Source organism: Variovorax paradoxus (assembly GCF_029919115.1).
Lineage (GTDB): Bacteria > Pseudomonadota > Gammaproteobacteria > Burkholderiales > Burkholderiaceae_C > Variovorax > Variovorax paradoxus_O.
Genome location: NZ_CP123990.1, coordinates 443933 through 461314, shown reverse-complemented (window position 1 = coordinate 461314; position 17382 = coordinate 443933). Strand labels below are relative to the sequence as shown.

At 67.4% G+C, this 17382-nt stretch carries 16 protein-coding genes; 9 read left to right on the top strand and 7 right to left on the bottom strand.

Annotation, left to right across the window (positions count from 1 at the left end; genetic code table 11):
• The 3 genes from QHG62_RS02140 to QHG62_RS02130 form a co-directional block, all read right to left on the bottom strand.
• Complete coding sequence (locus QHG62_RS02140; RefSeq protein ID WP_281149189.1) at positions 1–1005, bottom strand: ABC transporter substrate-binding protein; 1005 nt, start codon at positions 1003–1005, stop codon at positions 1–3.
• A 17-nt stretch (positions 1006–1022) separates the two neighbouring features.
• The gene (atzF, locus tag QHG62_RS02135) at positions 1023–2732 is read right to left on the bottom strand and encodes an allophanate hydrolase (RefSeq protein WP_281149188.1); all 1710 of its coding nucleotides are present in this window, start codon (positions 2730–2732) and stop codon (positions 1023–1025) included.
• Positions 2733–2948: 216 nt separating this feature from the next.
• Positions 2949–3812, bottom strand: a complete 864-nt coding sequence (locus QHG62_RS02130) for a M48 family metallopeptidase (protein WP_281149187.1) — start codon at positions 3810–3812, stop codon at positions 2949–2951.
• A gap of 58 nt (positions 3813–3870) precedes the next feature.
• On the opposite strand from QHG62_RS02130, the gene QHG62_RS02125 reads away from it, so the two are divergent.
• The 7 genes from QHG62_RS02125 (at position 3871) to QHG62_RS02095 (ending at position 12386) form a co-directional block, all read left to right on the top strand.
• Positions 3871–5256, top strand: a complete 1386-nt coding sequence (locus QHG62_RS02125; RefSeq protein WP_432445571.1) for an AmpG family muropeptide MFS transporter — start codon at positions 3871–3873, stop codon at positions 5254–5256.
• Between the two features lie 123 nt (positions 5257–5379).
• Positions 5380–6582: a beta-ketoacyl-[acyl-carrier-protein] synthase family protein gene (locus tag QHG62_RS02120; protein WP_281149184.1), complete on the top strand. Its 1203-nt coding sequence runs from the start codon at positions 5380–5382 to the stop codon at positions 6580–6582.
• The gene (locus QHG62_RS02115; RefSeq protein WP_281149183.1) at positions 6579–7424 is read left to right on the top strand and encodes a beta-ketoacyl synthase chain length factor; all 846 of its coding nucleotides are present in this window, start codon (positions 6579–6581) and stop codon (positions 7422–7424) included. Before QHG62_RS02120 ends, QHG62_RS02115 begins: the two co-directional genes overlap by 4 nt.
• A 6-nt stretch (positions 7425–7430) precedes the next feature.
• Positions 7431–9137, top strand: coding sequence for an NAD(P)/FAD-dependent oxidoreductase (locus QHG62_RS02110; protein WP_281149182.1), 1707 nt, complete (start codon positions 7431–7433; stop codon positions 9135–9137).
• Positions 9134–9856 carry a response regulator transcription factor gene (locus tag QHG62_RS02105; RefSeq protein ID WP_258503459.1) on the top strand — a complete coding sequence of 241 codons (723 nt, stop codon included), beginning with the start codon at positions 9134–9136 and terminating at the stop codon, positions 9854–9856. The genes QHG62_RS02110 and QHG62_RS02105 overlap by 4 nt, the downstream gene beginning before the upstream one ends.
• A 7-nt stretch (positions 9857–9863) precedes the next feature.
• The gene (locus tag QHG62_RS02100; RefSeq protein WP_281149181.1) at positions 9864–11060 is read left to right on the top strand and encodes an ATP-binding protein; all 1197 of its coding nucleotides are present in this window, start codon (positions 9864–9866) and stop codon (positions 11058–11060) included.
• 69 nt (positions 11061–11129) lie between these two features.
• Positions 11130–12386 carry an O-antigen ligase family protein gene (locus QHG62_RS02095; protein ID WP_281149180.1) on the top strand — a complete coding sequence of 419 codons (1257 nt, stop codon included), beginning with the start codon at positions 11130–11132 and terminating at the stop codon, positions 12384–12386.
• Between the two features lie 83 nt (positions 12387–12469).
• Here QHG62_RS02095 and QHG62_RS02090 read toward each other — a convergent pair whose 3' ends face one another.
• A complete protein-coding gene (locus QHG62_RS02090; RefSeq protein WP_157611418.1) occupies positions 12470–12679 on the bottom strand; it encodes a zinc-finger domain-containing protein in 210 nt (69 codons plus the stop codon).
• Positions 12680–12685: 6 nt separating this feature from the next.
• Positions 12686–13636, bottom strand: coding sequence for a branched-chain amino acid transaminase (locus tag QHG62_RS02085; RefSeq protein WP_281149179.1), 951 nt, complete (start codon positions 13634–13636; stop codon positions 12686–12688).
• A 133-nt stretch (positions 13637–13769) separates the two neighbouring features.
• On the opposite strand from QHG62_RS02085, the gene QHG62_RS02080 reads away from it, so the two are divergent.
• Positions 13770–14771, top strand: a complete 1002-nt coding sequence (locus QHG62_RS02080; RefSeq protein WP_281149178.1) for a recombination-associated protein RdgC — start codon at positions 13770–13772, stop codon at positions 14769–14771.
• A gap of 22 nt (positions 14772–14793) precedes the next feature.
• Here QHG62_RS02080 and QHG62_RS02075 read toward each other — a convergent pair whose 3' ends face one another.
• A complete protein-coding gene (locus QHG62_RS02075; RefSeq protein ID WP_281149177.1) occupies positions 14794–15240 on the bottom strand; it encodes a glycerate kinase in 447 nt (148 codons plus the stop codon).
• 217 nt (positions 15241–15457) lie between these two features.
• Here QHG62_RS02075 and QHG62_RS02070 point away from each other — a divergent pair, with 217 nt between their 5' ends.
• The gene (locus QHG62_RS02070) at positions 15458–15913 is read left to right on the top strand and encodes a hypothetical protein (RefSeq protein WP_281149176.1); all 456 of its coding nucleotides are present in this window, start codon (positions 15458–15460) and stop codon (positions 15911–15913) included.
• A gap of 53 nt (positions 15914–15966) precedes the next feature.
• Here QHG62_RS02070 and radA read toward each other — a convergent pair whose 3' ends face one another.
• Complete coding sequence (gene radA, locus QHG62_RS02065) at positions 15967–17355, bottom strand: DNA repair protein RadA (RefSeq protein ID WP_281149175.1); 1389 nt, start codon at positions 17353–17355, stop codon at positions 15967–15969.
• Between the last annotated feature and the right edge of the window lie 27 nt (positions 17356–17382).

Sequence of the window (17382 nt, the reverse complement as noted above, 5' to 3'; positions counted from 1 at the left end):
CTATGCCTTGTAGAGCAGGCCATCCACCAGCACCTTCTTCTCGAAGATGCCTTTCTCGGTGAACAGGTCGTAGAACTTCTGGAAGTACGCCACGTCGCTCGGCTTGAACTCGTTGTAGAGCATGTAGGAGGCGAGCGGTACTTCGGCCGTGAGCTTGCCCTCGATCGCGGTGTAGCCCTTCATGTGCTGGCGGGCGTCGTCGGGCTTGGTGCGCACCAGCTCGACGCCGCGCGCGTAGGCGGCGATGTACTTCCTGGCGACTTCCGGGTTCTTCTTGATGAACTCGCTGGTGAGGCTGGCCGCGCCGCCATGCCAGGGTGCCATCGAATCACCGAGGATGTACTTGGCGACCACGCCGGCTTCGATGACGCGCGTGGTGCCGTTCATTCGGCCCACGGTGCCGGTAGGCTCCAGCGTGTAGCAGGCATCGACCTGGCCCGCGACGAGCGCGGCCACGTGCTGGCCGATGGGCAGCTCGCTCACCGTGGCGCCCTTGGCGCCGGCGCGTTCGAGCATGGTCTTGCACAGGGTCACGTTCTGGATGCCGGGGCCCGACGCGATCTTCTTGCCGGCCAGTTCGGCCATGGTCTTGATCGGGCTGTCCTTGGCGACGATGAATTCGTCGAGCACGAACTTGGCGTTGCTCGGGTTGGTGCAGAAGATCTTGAAGAGGCCCGGCTGCGCGATCTCGCCGATGGCGAGGTTGGCCGAGCCCGTGCCGTTGGAGCTGCCGTCGCAGCGGCCCGCGAGCATGCCTTCCATGACCTGCTGCGCGCCCGCGAACTTGAGCGGCTCCACGTCGAGGCCGGCTTCCTTGAAGTAGCCGCGGTCCACCGCGGCAAAGAAAGGCAGCCCGGCGGCCACGGGCCAGAAGCCGATGCGGATCTTCGGTGCCGCTTGCGCACGCACGATGGCCGGTGCGGCCAGCACGGCCAAGCCCGCTGCGCCGGCCTGCAGCACGTGGCGGCGCGACGCGGCGGCGGTCAATTTTTCAGGGATGCGCATGAAGACTCCTCGATCGGTCAGGTTGAAATGGCTTGTGAAGAAGCGGTGCGGCTCGCGATGTAGGCACGCCAGCCGCCGTGGTGGCTCACGTCTTCGGCGTCGGCCAGCGCATGGCCTTCGCAGATGAAGCCGTGCACCCAGCTGCCGTCGGCAAGCTCCACGCTGCCGAGCCCCAGCGGAGGCGGGATCAGGGCCAGGAAGCCGCCGACCTGCGCAACCGGAACCGACCACACCTCGAGCGCGATGGCGCTACCGCCGCCTGCGCTGCGCTGCAGCCCCGGCTTGGGCGGCACGGTGCCGGGCAAGGCATGCAGCCGGTAGCGCGGCGCGGTGGTCGTGGCACGCAGCAGCGTGGCGCCGCGCTCGGTGAGCTGACCGTTGAGCGGCATGCCCGAAAGGTGCGCGCCGACGACGGCAATGGCCATGGCCGGCGCTTGCGGAACGCCCAGCCCCCGAATGGCGCGCGGCTCTGGCAGCGGCAAGCCGGTGGCGCCCTGCGGCAGCCCTGTGGCGTGGTGATAGCGCTGGCCGAGTTCTGCCAGCGCGAGGTCGCTGCCGCACGGCGCGATCAGCGTGATGCCGAACGGCAGGCCATCGGCGCGCAATGAACTCGGCACCGAGATGGCGGCGTAGTCCAGCAGGTTGACGAAGTTGGTGTACGCGCCAAGGTTGCGGTTGAGCACGACCGGGTCGGCGCGCATCTGGTCGCGCGTGTAGTGCGTGGGCGCGGTGGGCACCATCAGCACGTCGATGCCGCGCCACATCGGCTCCACCTGTTGTGCGAGTGCGCGCAGCTTTGTCTGCGCCTCGAACACGTCGGCTGCGCTGTAGCCGCGTCCGCTTTCGAGAATGCCGCGCACCGGTTCGATCACCTGGGATCCGTGCGCATCGAAGAACCCGCGCACGGCGGCATAGCGCTCCGCCACCAGCGCGCTTTCATAGAGCAGCGCGGCGGCCTCGGCCAGAGGCGCGAAGGGAATCGTCACAGGCGTGCCGCCGAGCGCGACGAGCCGGGCCTGCGCGTCCCGGAAGGCCGCTTCGGCCTCCAAGTCGCCGAAGAAGCTCAGCGTATCGGGCACACCGAAGCGGAACGCCGGTGGAAACGGGTCGCTGCGCAAGGCGAGCTCCCGCGAATAGGGATCGCGCGCATCCGGGCCCGCGGCCGCAAGAAGCACGTCGACCGCCAGGGCGACCGTGCGCGCGAAGATCGACACGCAATCCGCGCTCTGCGCCGCGGGCACCACGCCGGAGGCGCTCAGCAGCCCGCGCGAGGGCTTGATGCCGACGATGTTGTTGAGCCCGGCGGGCACGCGGCCCGAGCCGGCCGTGTCGGTGCCGAGTGCGAAGTCGACCTCGCCCTTCGCCACCACATAGGCCGAACCCGAGCTGGAACCGCCCGAGACATAGCGAGAGTCGAAGGCGTTGGGCACCTCGCCGTAGGGAGAGCGCGTGCCGTTCAGGCCGCAGGCGAACTGGTCGAGATTGGTCTTGCCGAGAAGCGATGCACCGGCATCGAGCAGCTTCTGCACCACCGCTGCGTGGGCGATGGGCTGGCGGTCGAAGGCCGGACAAGCGGCCGTGGTGGGCACGCCGGCGACGTCGATGTTGTCCTTGACGGCAAAGCTCAGGCCGGCGAGCGGGCTGTTACCGGAAGCCGCGCCGGGCACGGGCTGCGCCAGGCGTGCAATCCACGCCGCGGCGGCCGATCCGTTTTCTTCATGCACCATTTCAAAGCATCCAAACTTGTGTACAAGATGAGATGCAAGCAATGTGCCAGGGCGATCGAAGGTCGCCATTCAGAGAAGTTCTATTGGGGGTTTTGCCCCCTCTCCCTCTGGGTGAGGGTTGGGGTGAGGGCTCTGTGCCGCCGATGAAGCGCGGCTCTTATATGAGGGCGGCGGCCCTCACCCCTGCCCTCTCCCGGAGGGAGAGGGAGTAATGCCTCAGCTCCGCTTGGCTTCCCTGTAAAGCTTTTCCACCTTCGGCAGATTGGCTTCGAGCTTCTGGATCCGGTCCGGCCCGCTCGGGTGGGTGGAAAGAAAACTCAGCCCGCCCTGGTTCTTCGATGCGGTGGCCATCTTCTTCCAGAGCGAAACCGACGCCTGCGGGTCGTAGCCGGCACGCGCCGCCAGCTCCAGGCCGACGAGGTCGGCCTCGGTCTCATCGCCGCGGCTGAACTTGAGGGTGATCAACTGCGTGCCGGCGCGGGCCGCCAGGTCGCCCATCTGGCCCAGGCCCAGCAGCTGTGCACCGATGGACAGCGCGGCGCCGGTGCCGGCGCTCTTGGCGAGACGGGCGCGCGCATGCTCGCGCAGCGCATGGGCCATTTCGTGGCCCATCACCATCGCCACCTCGTCGTCATTGAGCTTGAGCTGCTCGAGGATGCCGGTGAAGAAGGCGATCTTGCCGCCGGGCATGCAGAAGGCATTGATCTGCTTGCTGCCGATGAGGTTGACCTCCCACTTCCAGTCGCGCGCCCGCGTGTTCCAGGGTGTCGCAAAGGGAATCAGCCGGTTGGCAATGGTGCGCAGCCTTTGCAGCTGGGCGTTGCCGTCGCCCGCGAGCGCATTCTTGGCGCGCGCCTGCGCGAGCAGCTGTCCGTATTGTTGGACGCCGGCGGCCTCGATCCGGTCCGCCGGCACCAGGTTGCGCGCCACGGAGGCGTTGCCCACGTTGACTTGCGCCAATGCCGGGCCGGTCAGCGCCGCGCCGGCCGCAGCAAGCAGGAAGGCTCGCCGCGGCTGCCAGGCGGAGGAGCTGGATGGTGAAGCCGCGGGAGGGTCGAGAAGCTCGCATCGTGTGCACATGCGCGGATCATAGGAACAATTGCCGACAAAAAGACGGCTCGGCGCATGCCGTGCCCTCATGGACAATCCGGGGTTCATGTCTGCCCAGCCTGCCGAAACCCCCACCGCCTCTTCCCTGCCCTGGCGCGACGCGCTGAAGGTCTATCTCGAGCCTGCCACCCTGCGCATGCTGGCACTCGGCTTTTCGGCCGGCCTGCCGCTGTTGCTGGTGCTGGGCACGCTGAGCTTTCGCCTGCGGGAGGCGGGCATCGACCGCACCACCATCGGCTACCTGAGTTGGGTGGGCCTGGCCTACGGCTTCAAGTGGGTCTGGGCACCGCTGGTCGACCGGCTGCCGCTGCCGCCGCTGACCACGCTGCTGGGGCGCCGGCGCGGCTGGCTGCTGCTGGCGCAGGCGCTGGTGATCGCGGGGCTGGTCGGCATGGCGCTCAGCGATCCGCGCCAGGGCCTGGTGCCGCTGATCTGGTGCGCACTGCTGGTGGCCTTCGGCTCGGCCACGCAAGACATCGCACTCGACGCCTTCCGCATCGAGTCGGCTGAAACCCGCAAGCAGGCTGCGCTCGCCGCTGCCTATCAAACAGGCTACCGGTTGGCGATGATCTGGGCCGGCGCGGGCGTGCTTTGGGTGGCGGCCTGGGCCGAGGTGGCGCCGGTGGCTGGTGCCACGGGCGCGGCGGCGTACCAGAACGGCGCCTGGAAAACGGCCTACCTGGTCATGGCCGCCTCGATGGCGGTGGGTGTGCTCACGGTGCTGCTCTCGCCGGAGCCCGTGCGCCGTGCACTGCCCAAGGCAAAGAACGCGGCCGAGTGGCTGCAGGGCGTGCTCATCGAGCCCTTTGCCGACTTCATCCGCCGCTACAAGTGGCAGGCCGCGCTGATCCTCGCCTTGATTGCCATCTACCGCATCAGCGACGTGGTGATGGGCATCATGGCCAACCCGTTCTATGTGGACATGGGCTTTACCAAGGACGAGGTGGCCACCGTCAGCAAGATCTACGGCGTGGTGATGACGCTGGCCGGCGCCTTCGTGGGCGGCGTGCTCTCGATGCGCCTGGGCGTGATGCGCGTGCTGATGCTGGGCGCGGTGCTCAGCGCCGCGAGCAACCTGCTGTTTGCCTGGCTGGCCTCGCGCGGGCATGACCTCACGGCGCTGATTGCGGTGGTGTCGGCCGACAACCTGGCGGGCGGCATTGCCTCGGCGGCGTTCATCGCCTATCTCTCGAGCCTGACCAACATCAGCTATTCGGCCACGCAATACGCCCTGTTCAGCTCGTTGATGCTGCTGCTGCCGAAGTTCATTGCCGGCTACTCGGGGCTGTTTGTCGACGCCTACGGCTACGCCCAGTTCTTCACTGCCACGGCCCTTTTGGGGGTGCCGGTGCTGCTGCTGGTGGCATTGGCCGCCCGGATCACCACGACCACAGCCCCCGCCGAGCGTCAATAGAGCACGGGCCTTATAGGAAAACAGCTGACGCTGGAGCCCCCGTACAACTGGTAGGCTGCGACTTTCCGGTTACCTTTCGCATCGCTTTCAAAGCGTTTACTTTCGCCCGAACCCTCAAGCAACGTGCCGCCCCGCATTTCTCCCCTTCAGATCAGCGCCTTCACGGCCACTTCGGCCGTCGGTGTCGGCAAGGAGCCGCTCGCCGAGGCGCTCGCGCATTCGCGCAGCGGCCTGCGCGCCAACGATTTCGGCGATGCGCCGCTGCCCACCTGGATCGGCCGGGTCGACGGGCTCGAAGACATTCGCCTGCCCGAAGACCTCGCCCCCTGGGACTGCCGCAACAACCGGCTCGCCTGGCTGGGCCTGCACGCCGACGGGTTCCCCGAAGCCGTGGCCGCCGCGCGGGCCAAATACGGGCCTTCGCGCATCGCGCTGATCCTGGGCACCTCGACGTCCAGCATCGGCGAAACCGAACTGGCCTACACCCAGCTCGACGCCGACGGGCTCTTTCCCCAGAACCAGCGCCGCCCTGCGGTGCACACGCCGCATTCGCTGGCCATGTTCGTGCAGCAGGTGCTCGGGCTCACCGGGCCCAGCGAGACGATTTCCACCGCCTGCTCGTCGAGCGCCAAGGTGTTCGCCTCGGCCGAGCGGCTGATCCGCCTCGGGCTGGCCGACGCCGCCGTGGTGGGCGGGGTCGACACGCTGTGCGGCAGCGTGCTGTTCGGCTTCAACTCGCTCGAACTGGTGTCGAGCGAACCGTGCCGGCCTTTCGACGCCGGCCGCAAGGGCATCAGCCTGGGCGAGGCAGCCGGCTTTGCGCTTGTGGAGCGCGTGCAGGACGACGCAGCCGCGCCGCTGCGGCTGCTCGGCTACGGCGAAGCCAGCGATGCGCACCACATGTCGACACCGCACCCCGAGGGCCTGGGCGCCGAACGCGCGCTCGACGAGGCGCTGGCGCGCGCGGGCCTGGCGCCCGATGCCATCGACTACATCAACATGCACGGCACGGCGAGCCAGAAGAACGACGAGGTCGAAGGTGCGCTGGTGGCGCGCCGCTTCCCCGCCTCCACCCACGCCAGCTCGACCAAGGGCTTCATGGGCCACACGCTGGGCGCAGCGGGCATCGTCGAATCGGTGATCAGCCTGCTGGCCATCGAACGCGGGCTGATGCCCGGCACCGTGAACACGAACGAACTCGATACCGGCTTCGGGCCGCAGATCAAGCTCGCGCCCGCGCACGGCGAGGTCCGCTACGCGCTGACCAACTCCTTCGGTTTCGGCGGCAACAACTGCTCGCTGGTGTTCGGCAAGGCTGTTCAATGACGGCCGCGAACCAGGCCGCGCCGAAGCCGCCCACCCTCTACATCGAAGGCCCCGCCTTCTGGACGCCCACGCTGCCAGGCTGGGAGGCCGCCCGTGCTGCCTTCCGCGGCGAAGGCACCTTGACCGATCCGCCGGCCAAGCGCCCCTCGCCGCAGGTGCTGGCGCCCGCCGAGCGACGCCGGGCACCCGACACCGTCGCTCTTGCGCTCGAGGTGGCCGCCGCGTCGATGGCGGGTGCGGGCCGCAATGCGGCGGACGTGCCCTGCGTGTTCGTCTCGGCGCACGGCGATCTTTCGATCAACGACTACATGTGCAGCACGCTCGCGACCGACCCCACGGTGCTGTCGCCCACGCGCTTTCACAACTCGGTGCACAACGCGGCGGTGGGCTACTGGACCATCGGCACCGGCTGCATGGCGGCCAGCAACTCGGTGTCGGCCTACGAGAACAGCTTTGCCGCCGGCCTGCTCGAAGCGGCGGTGCAGTGCGCGGCCGACCACTCGCCGGTGCTGCTGGTGGGCTACGACACGCCGACGGTGGGTGCGCTGACCTCGGTGACCGACAGCCAGGGCCTGCTGGCCGTGGCGCTGGTGATTGCGCCCGAGCGCACCGAGCGCACCGTGGCGTCTTTCGACTGGTCGACGGAGATCGGCAACGGCAGCGCGCCGGCACCGCATTCGGACGCCGCCAAGACGCTGGCGCACATCAACCCGATGGCGCATGCGCTCGGCCTGTTCGAATCGCTGGCGCGCGTGGCGGACGACGACCCGCCCGCGCCGCTGGACCTGCCGCTTTCTTCCACCCTGGCGCTGCGGCTGCAACTGCAGCGGGTCCGGGACTGAAGTTCCATGACCGGCACTGCGCATACATGTGACGCAGTGATCATGGGCGGCGGGCTCGCGGGCCTCACGCTGGCGCTGCAGCTCAAGCAGCGCTTCGACGACATCGACGTGCTGGTGCTGGAGCGGCGCAAGCACCCGGTGCCGCACGCGGCCCACAAGGTGGGCGAGTCGTCGGTGGAAATAGGCGCGCACTACTTCGACACGGTGCTCGGCCTCAAGCCGCACATGGACAGCGCGCAACTGCGCAAGTTCGGCTTTCGCTTTTTCTTCAGCGAGGGCCGATGCGACATCGACCAGGTCACCGAGATCGGCGCGAGCCGCTACTTGGCGGTGCCCAGCTACCAGATCGACCGCGGCATCTTCGAGAACTATCTTGCCCAGGAGGCCGTTCGGCGCGGGGTGCGCTTCGACGATGCCGCGCTGGTGCGCCGCGTCGAACTGACCTCGGATGCCAAGGCGCCGCACCGCATCGAATGGTCGCGCGGCGACCAGACCCACAGCGCCGAGGCGCGCTGGATCATCGATGCCTGCGGGCGCGCCGGGCTTCTCAAGCGCAAGCTGGGGCTTGCCGAGGCCAATGCGCACGATGTGAATGCGGTGTGGTTTCGCATCGGCGAACGCATTTACATCGACGACTGGAGCGACAACGCCGACTGGCAGGCGCGCTGCGATCCCCGCGCGCGCTGGCTTTCGACCAATCACCTGTGCGGCGCCGGGTACTGGGCGTGGCTGATTCCGCTGGCTTCGGGTTCGCACTCGGTGGGCATCGTGGCCGACCCCAAGCTGCATCCGCTGGACACCATCGACACCTTCGAAAAAGCGATGCAGTGGTTTGCCACCTATCAACCGCGCCTGCATGAAGCGCTCGACGGCAAGCGGCACCTGCTGCAGGACTTTGCCTTTCTCAAGCACTTTTCATACGGCTGCAAGCAAGTGTTCTCGGGCCAACGCTGGGCGCTGACGGGCGAGGCCGGGTTGTTTCTCGACCCGTTCTATTCGCCGGGCAGCGACTTCATTGCAATGAGCAACACCTACATCACCGACCTGGTGGCGCACGACCGCGCAGGCCGCTCGGTGGAGGCGCGCGCGCAGCTGTACGACCAGATCTACCACTCGTTCTACGAGAGCACGCTGGCGCTCTACCAGGACCAGTACCCCCTGTTCGGCGACCCCGAGGTGCTGCCGGTGAAGGTGATCTGGGACTACGCCTACTACTGGGGCGTGCTGTCGCAGATCTTCTTCCAGCAGCGGCTCACCGACCTGATGCTGCTCGGCAGCCTGAAGGAAGAACTGCAGCATTGCCAGCGCCTGAACCTGGCGGTGCAGCAGTTGCTGCGCGCATGGTCCGCGGCAAGCGCCAGGCGCAACGCTCCGGTGCTGGTAGACCAGGCCGCGATGCCGTGGTTCGCCGAACTCAACCGGAGCCTGAAGGACCCGCGGCTGGACGATGCCGGGTTCAAGGCGCGCATCCGGGCTTCGACAGCGCAGCTGCGGCAGCTCGCACGTGAAATTCTCGAGCGGGCGCGGGCCGACAATACCGACCTGGGCGATTGCCCCCTGCCCTCTCTCCTCGAAGAAAACATGTCTTCGCCGCCCGCACGCGCGGAAAGCGGCGCTATGCTTTTCGCAGCGCTTCCGGTTGACCACCGGGAACTGCGTTTACCCAACTTTACGGAGCGTTCAAGCCCCGTTGCCCCCCGTGCACGACCATGAAGCGCATGAGCACCCCCCAACTCCTGATGATCGAAGACGACGCCCGCCTGGCGCAGATGGTGGGCGAATACCTGACACAGTCGGGTTTTCTCTTCACCCATGCCGGCGATGGCGCCAGCGGCCTCGAGCAGCTGCAGCAGCACGCGCCCGACCTGGTGATCCTCGACCTGATGCTGCCCGACACCGACGGCCTTGAGATCTGCCGCCGCATCCGCTCGCTGCCCGCTCCGGCCTCGAAGGTGTCGGTGCTCATGCTCACCGCCAAGGGCGACCCCATGGACCGCATCATCGGCCTGGAGATCGGCGCAGACGACTACCTGCCCAAGCCCTTCGAGCCGCGCGAGCTGCTGGCGCGCATCCGCGCGGTGCTGCGCCGCCGCAGCGAGAACAACGCCGACACCGAAGCCAGCACGGTGATGCGCTTCGGCACGCTCGAGATCGACCGCAACGCGCGCACCGTGTCGGTGGGCGGCGCGGTGGCCGATCTCACCTCCTACCAGTTCGACCTGCTGGTGGCCATGGCCGAGCGCGCGGGCCGCGTGCTTACGCGCGACCAGATCATGGAAGCCGTGCGCGGCCGCGAGCTCGAAGCCTTCGACCGCTCGATCGACGTGCACATGGGCCGCATCCGCGCCGCCATCGAGGTCGACGCCAAGAACCCCAAGCGCATCCTCACGGTGCGCGGCGTGGGCTACGTATTCGCCAAGCAGCAGGACTGACCAGCCGATGCTGCGCAGCCTGTACTCCCGGCACCTCTACGTCCGCATCTGGCTTGCGGTGGTGGGCGGCGTCGTCATCCTCACGCTCATGGCCAACTGGATCGTGCGTGAAGCGGCGGAAGCCGAGCGCGAGCGCCTGGCGCCGGTGCCGCGCAACGTGGTGGTGCTCGATGCGCAAGACCGCACCATCGGCAGCGGCAAGGCGCTGCGCGTGCCGGGCCAGGGGCTGGAGTTCGATGTGACGCTGAGCGACGGCAAGGCCATCACGCTGCGCGTGGCGCCGCGCGACCGGCCCACCGGCACCGGCGGGTTCGCGCCCTGGCGCACGCCTTTCGGGCTGGGCTGGATGATTGCGCTCGTGGGCATTGCCGTGGCGCTGGGCGTGTACCCCATCGTGCGGCGGCTCACCCAGCGGCTGGAGACGCTGCAGCGCGGCGTGCAGCGCTGGGGCGAAGGCGACCTTTCGGTGCGCGTGATCGAAGAAGGGCAGGACGAAGTGGCTGATCTCTCCAAACGTTTCAACGCGTCGGCCGAACGCATCGAAAAACTGGTGCGTTCGCACAAATCGCTGCTGGCCAATGCATCGCACGAGCTGCGCTCGCCGCTCACCCGCATCCGCATGGGGCTGGAACTGATGGGCGACCGCCCGAGCCCCGCGGCACGCGACGAAATCTCGCGCAACATCGGCGAGCTCGACCAGCTCATCGACGAGATCCTGCTGGCCAGCCGGCTCGATGCGAGCGAGGCCGACATGGGCACCATCGAGGCAGTCGACCTGACCGGGCTGGCGGCCGAGGAGTGCTCGCAGGTGAATGCCGAACTCGACCTGGTGGAAGGCACCGACAACGCCAAGCTCACTGTGCCGGGCGTGTCGCGCCTGCTGCGCCGGGCCATCCGCAACCTGCTGGAGAACGCCCGCCGCTACGGCGCGGGCGAAATTTCGGTGGAGCTGGGCAATGCCAACGGCTTTGCCACCGTGCGCGTCAATGACCGCGGGCCCGGCGTACCGGCGGCCTTGCGCGACCGCATCTTCGAGCCCTTCTACCGGCTGCCCGGCGCCAGCGAGCGCAATGGCGGGGTCGGGCTTGGACTGGCGCTGGTGAAGTCGATTGCCGAGCGCCACGGCGGCAGCGTGCGCTGCGAAGAGCGCCCGGGCGGAGGCGCGAGCTTCGTCATCCGCCTGCCCACGGCCAGCAACGGCTGACCGGGGCGGAGGGCCTGCGGGCCCGTGGTCAGGTCGGGCTCCTGCGGCCCCACCTAAAATCCCGCCCCTATGCAGAGATCGCACATCGTCAGGCCCGCGGCCGCGTTCTGGGGGCTGGTGGTGTTCATGCCCGTCGGCGTCACCTACCTTTCGGCCTTGCTGCTGCTCGCCACCATGCTGGTGGCGGGCGGGCTGCGCGAACGCTATGCGAGGCTGCGCGCCAACCCGCTGTGGTGGCCGCTGGTGGCATACCTGGGCTGGACTTTCATTGTGCTGGCCATTGGGCCGCACTACCCCGAGACCGGCTCGAACCTCTTCCATGGCTTGCGCATCGGGCTCACCATCTTGATGGCGCTGGCCCTCTCGCGTGAAGAAGCGGTATGGGCGCTGCGCGGCTTCCTGCTGATCGCGGCGCTGAACATCGTGCTGATCGTGGCGTTCTACGCCACGGGCTTTCCGATCTGGTCGCCGCTGCGCGCGGTGGTCATGGAAGTGGGCAACAAGTCGATCAGCAACGCGCTGCTGTTCAGCGTGGTGGCGTCCACGGCCGCGGTGTGGGGTATTGCGCAGATTGCCGCGCACAGGCCGCTGCGTGCCGTTCCCGCCTTTGCACTGGTGCTCGGCCTGGGCCTGGTGGTGGCGCTGCCGCTCACCTCGCGCACCTCGGTTCTCGCGCTGATGCTGGTGATTCCGGTGGTGTGCATCCACCAATGGCGCAGCCACCTGAAGATGCTGGTGAGCTCGCTGGTGCTGGGCGCCGTGGTGCTGGCCGCCGCGCTCTACCAGTTGCCGCAGCTGCAGCACAAGGTCGAGACCGGCATCGAGGAAATCGAGAAGGCGCAGGCCGGCGCGGTCTTCAAGGGCAGCTGGGTCATCCGCTACTACATGTACCGCGACACCGGCCTCATGATTGCCGACCGGCCGCTCACCGGCTGGGGCATCGGCGGCTGGACCAGCCAGTGGCACAAACGCGGCCCGGCGATGTTTGCGGATTCGAACATGCCGCACAACGACTTTCTCTGGGCCGGTGCGCAGGGGGGCCTGCCGGCCTTGCTGAGCCTCCTGGTCATCATGGTCGGCGCCGTGTGGCAGGCGTGGAAGCGGCCGGACATTGCGGGACGCTATGCGCTGGCCGCCACGCTGATTGCGCTGATCGCGTCCAGCGTGAATTCGGCCGTGCGCGACGCGCAGATCGGCCTGGCGCTGCTGTGGATTGCAATGGTGTACCTGCGGCTTGCACAGGAACCACGGAGCACGCAGCCGTGGAACGACCTGTGGCCGGGAAGCCGCATTGCGGCGGTGCCCGAGGCGCCGGCTTCGAGCTAGATAGCTATCGGATAGCTATCGGATAGCTATCGGATAGCTATCGGGTAGCCTTCAGCCAGCTGCCCGACAGCGGCCGGCACCGCTCAGTGCCGCGACGACACCGTCTCGCCCGCCGCCAGGCGGTAGACGGTGCCGCAGTACGGGCACTTGGCCTCGCCGGTGCGCGCCACGTCGAGGTACACCTTGGGATGGGTGTTCCAGAGCTTCATGTCGGCCTTGGGGCTGGGGCAGAACACGCCGCCCTGGTGGTTGAGCTCCTTGGCCAGGAGTTCGACGACTGCGTTGGTAGACATGTTTTCTCAGACCTTCGTGAGCCAGTGGGCGTACTTGGGGTTCTTGCCGTTCACGATGTCGAAGAAGGCAGCCTGGATTTTTTCGGTGATCGGGCCGCGCGAGCCGCCGTCGCCGCGGTTGCCGATCTCGACGCGGTCGAGTTCGCGGATGGGCGTCACTTCGGCCGCGGTGCCGGTGAAGAAGGCTTCGTCGGCAATGTAGACCTCGTCGCGCGTGATGCGCTTTTGCACCAGTTCGAGCCCCAGGTCCTTGCACACGTGCAGGATGGTGTTGCGGGTGATGCCGTTCAGCGCACCGGCCGAGAGATCGGGCGTATAGACCACGCCGCCCTTCACCACGAAGATGTTCTCGCCCGCGCCTTCGGAGACAAAGCCGCTCGCGTCGAGCAGCAGCGCCTCGTCGTAGCCGTCGTCCAGCGCTTCCATGTTGGCCAGGATGGAGTTGGTGTAGTTGCTCACCGACTTGGCCTGCGTCATGGTGATGTTGACGTGGTGGCGGGTGTAGCTGGAGGTCTTCACGCGGATGCCGCGCTTCATGCCCTCTTCGCCAAGGTAGGCGCCCCATGACCAGGCCGCAACCATGGCGTGGATCTTGTTGCCCTTGGGGCTCACGCCGAGCTTTTCGGAGCCGATCCAGATCAGCGGGCGCAGGTAGCAGCTTTCGAGCTTGTTCTCGCGCACGACCTGCTTCTGGGCCTCGTTCAGCTGTTCGGGCGTGAACGGGATCTTCATGCGCAGGATCTTGGCGCTGTTGAAAAGCCGCTCGGTGTGCTCGGCCAGGCGGAAGATGGCCGTGCCTTCGGGCGTCTTGTAGGCGCGCACGCCCTCGAAGGCGCCGCAGCCGTAGTGCAGCGTGTGGCTCAGCACGTGGATCTTGGCGTCGCGCCAGTCCACGAGTTCGCCGTCCATCCAGATCTTGCCGTCACGGTCGTCCAGCGAGGGGGGGATCGAGCTCATTTCCTGATTCCTTTGGGGGGCAGCTGTGTGGGGAGCGACCCGGGAGTCGCAAAAGCTTTCGATTTTACGGCGCCCGGCGGAACGGGGTGCCCGACAATGGCGGGTTGTCCAAACCAGTGGAAAAAGGGTTTCCGTGTCCGTATTCAAGAACGTCATCGTCTATCGCATCGAACCTGCCTGGTCCCAAACACTGACCGAAATAGAAGAAGGGCTCGGCAAGCAGCGCTTCGAACCCTGCGGCCCTTCGCAGGAAAAATCCGCCGGCTGGGTCGAACCCCGCGGCGAAGCCAACGGCCCGCTGGTCGAATCCATCGGCGGCCAGTGGCTGGTCGAATACATGATCGAGAGCAAGCAGGTGCCCGGCTCCGTGGTGCGCCGCAAGCTCGACGAGCGCTGCGCGCAGATCGAGGCCACCACCGGCCGCAAGCCCGGCAAGAAGGAAAAGAAAGAGCTCAAGGAAGACATCACCCTCGAGCTGCTGCCCATGGCCTTCACCCGCAGCGCGCGCGTGGCCGTGTGGATCGACCAGGCCGAGCGCCGCCTCGTGATCAACAGCGCCAATGCCGCCCGCGCGGACGAAGTGGTGACCAGCCTCGTGAAGTCGCTCGACGGTTTTGCCGTGGCCCTCATCAACACGCAGATCGAGCCCGCCGCCGCCATGGCCAACTGGCTGCTCACGCAGGAGCCGCCGGCCGGCTTCACCATCGACCGCGAGTGCGAGCTCAAGGCGTCGGACGACTCCAAGGCCGTGGTGCGCTACGCCAAGCACCCGCTGGACATCGAGGAAGTGCAAAAGCACATCACCGACGGCAAGCGCCCCACGCGCCTGGCGCTCACCTGGGACGACCGCGTGTCCTTCGAGCTGACGCACGGCATGCTGATCCGCAAGATCGTGTTCCTCGAAGGCACGGGCGACGGTGCCTCGGGCGGCAAGAAGGAAGACAACTTCGATGCCGACGTGGCCATTGCCACCGGCGAACTCGGCCAGCTGGTGCCGGCGCTGCTCGAAGCACTTGGCGGTGAAGCAGCCTTCAGCGGCGCACCGACTGATGCAGCAGCGCCCAAGCCTGCTGCAGAGGCACCCACAACCACCACCCCGGCGGACGCCGAGGTCGAAGAAGACGCGCCGTTCTGACCTGGCGGCACCCCGCGGCGGCTCAGGCCGCCGGGTTTTCTTCTTCGGAAGGCGAAGCGGCGTCGGGCTCCGCTTCAGGGCGCGTCAGCGTCCAGCTTTGCAGCTTGCCGCTGTTGAACACGGCGTCGACATACGAGCCGCCGGTATCGGTCCAGCGGTAGAGTTCGGGCTGCTCGTCCTTCGGTGAGCGCAGTTCGCCAAGGGCGCGCGTCATCGCGATCACATGCATCAGCGTTGCGCCTTTCTTGAGCTTGGCATTGAGCATCACCGCGCTCGCAACATAGCCGATCGGGCGATCGGCGGCGCGCTTGAGCACCTGCATCACCCGGTTGAAGTGCAGCAGCAAGAACATCACGATCACGCCGCCAGCCAGGGCCACTCCGCCCCAGCCGCCGCTGCGCCAGGCCAGCCCTAGAAGGACGATGGCGCCCACGGGCACCAGCAATTTCTGGAAATTCATGCCGCGCATTGTCGCCTCGCGGCGGCCCTTGCCCGGCAGGCGTCATTCGAAAGTACGCATATGGATCGAGGGCGATTTCTCGCCGCACCGGCAAGGCCGGCGGCAGTAGCGGCCGTGGCTACCGCCGGGCGCGCGGCGCGGTACTCGCCCTGAAAAGCACCCGGTGCGGGAGCGCCAGCCGGCACATTTCATCTCACGGGCATCAGCCCGGGCCACTGAAAAGCGTATGAGCATTCCCCGATCCGTCACATTCGTTCGTCTCAGCCTTTGCGCTGCACTCACGGCCGCCGCACTCAGCGGTTGCTACGTGGTGCCGCTCGGACAACCCGCTCCCGCGGCGCCGCCTTCGCAGGCCTATGCCGTGGCACCGGGCCCGGTGGCCCAAAGCTTCAGTGCGCGGCTGTATCCGTCGAACGCCGAAGCGGCGCGCTACGGAACCATTGCAGGCACGGTGACCAACGACATGAACGGACGCGGACGCTTCAATACGGTGATCGGCAATGAGCAGTTTCAGGGAGAGGCGACCCGGGTTGCGGGCTCGCGAGGTGCCGGCCTGGCGAATGCCAGCGGCAATCGCGGCGGCAACCTGAGTTGCCAGTACACGATGAACTCGGCCACGTTGGGCAGCGGCCAATGCGTGCTCAACGGCGGACCGGCGTTCACGATGCACATCGGGGGGTAGGGAGGGTAGCCCGGCGCGCCTGTGGTGCGCCGGGCATTTTTTCCGGCAATCGATCAGTCGAGGCGGCGGACCACGTCCATCGCCTCTTCGATGCGTTCGACGGCGTGGATGGTCAGGCCTTCGATCTCTTTCGTGCCCTTGCGCGGCGCATTCGCCTTGGGCACCACGGCCACGCTGAAGCCCAGCTTGGCCGCTTCGCGCAGGCGCTCCTGCCCACGCGGTGCAGGGCGCACTTCGCCCGCCAGCCCCACTTCTCCGAACGCAATGAAGCCCTTGGGCAGCGGCTTGCCGCGAAGGCTCGACGTAATGGCCAGCATCACGGCCAGGTCGGCTGCGGGTTCGCTGATGCGCACGCCACCCACGGCGTTGACGAACACGTCCTGGTCCATGCAGGCCACGCCCGCATGGCGATGCAGCACGGCCAGCAGCATCGCGAGGCGGTCGCGGTCAAGCCCCACTGAAAGGCGGCGCGGGCTGGGCCCGCCGTTGTCGACCAGCGCCTGAATCTCGACCAGCATCGGCCGCGTGCCTTCGAGCGTGACCAGCACCACGCTGCCGGGCACCGGCTCGGCATGCTGGCTCAGGAAGATTGCGCTCGGGTTGGCCACGCCCTTGAGGCCGCGCTCGGTCATGGCGAACACGCCGATTTCGTTCACCGCGCCAAAGCGGTTCTTGATGGCGCGCACCAGGCGAAAGCTCGAATGCGTGTCGCCCTCGAAGTACAGCACCGTGTCCACCATGTGCTCGAGCACGCGCGGGCCCGCGAGCGCGCCCTCCTTGGTGACGTGCCCCACCAGCACCACCGCCGTGCCGCTGGTCTTGGCAAAGCGCGTGAGGTGCGCCGCGCATTCGCGCACCTGCGCCACCGAACCCGGCGCCGATGTGAGCTGGTCGGAATACACGGTCTGGATCGAGTCGATCACCGCAATAGCGGGCCGCGTGGCGTCGAGCGTGGCAATGATCTTTTCGAGCTGGATTTCTGCGAGCACCTGCACCTGCGAATGGTCGAGCCCTAGCCGCTTGGAGCGCAGCGCCACCTGCGAGCCGCTTTCCTCGCCGGTGACATAGAGCGCGTTCTGCCCCGCGCGCTGCAGCGCGTCGACAGCCTGCAGCAGCAGCGTCGACTTGCCGATTCCCGGATCGCCGCCGATGAGCGTGACACCGCCCGAGACGATGCCGCCGCCCAGCACGCGGTCGAGCTCGTCGAGCCCGGTGGGCGTGCGCGCGACGTCGGTCGCTTCGATTTCAGACAGCGTGGCGAGCTCGGACACGCCTGCGAGCGCGGCGTATTGCGTGCCGAAGCGGTTGTTGGCCGGGCCGGTGCTGCCGGCCACTTGCTCGATGAGTGTGTTCCAGGCGCCGCAGCTCGGGCATTTGCCGAGCCACTTGGGGCTGGTGCCGCCGCATTCGCTGCAGACGAAGAGAGATTTTTCCTTGGCCATGCAAGGAGTTTAGGTGTCCGCACAAAC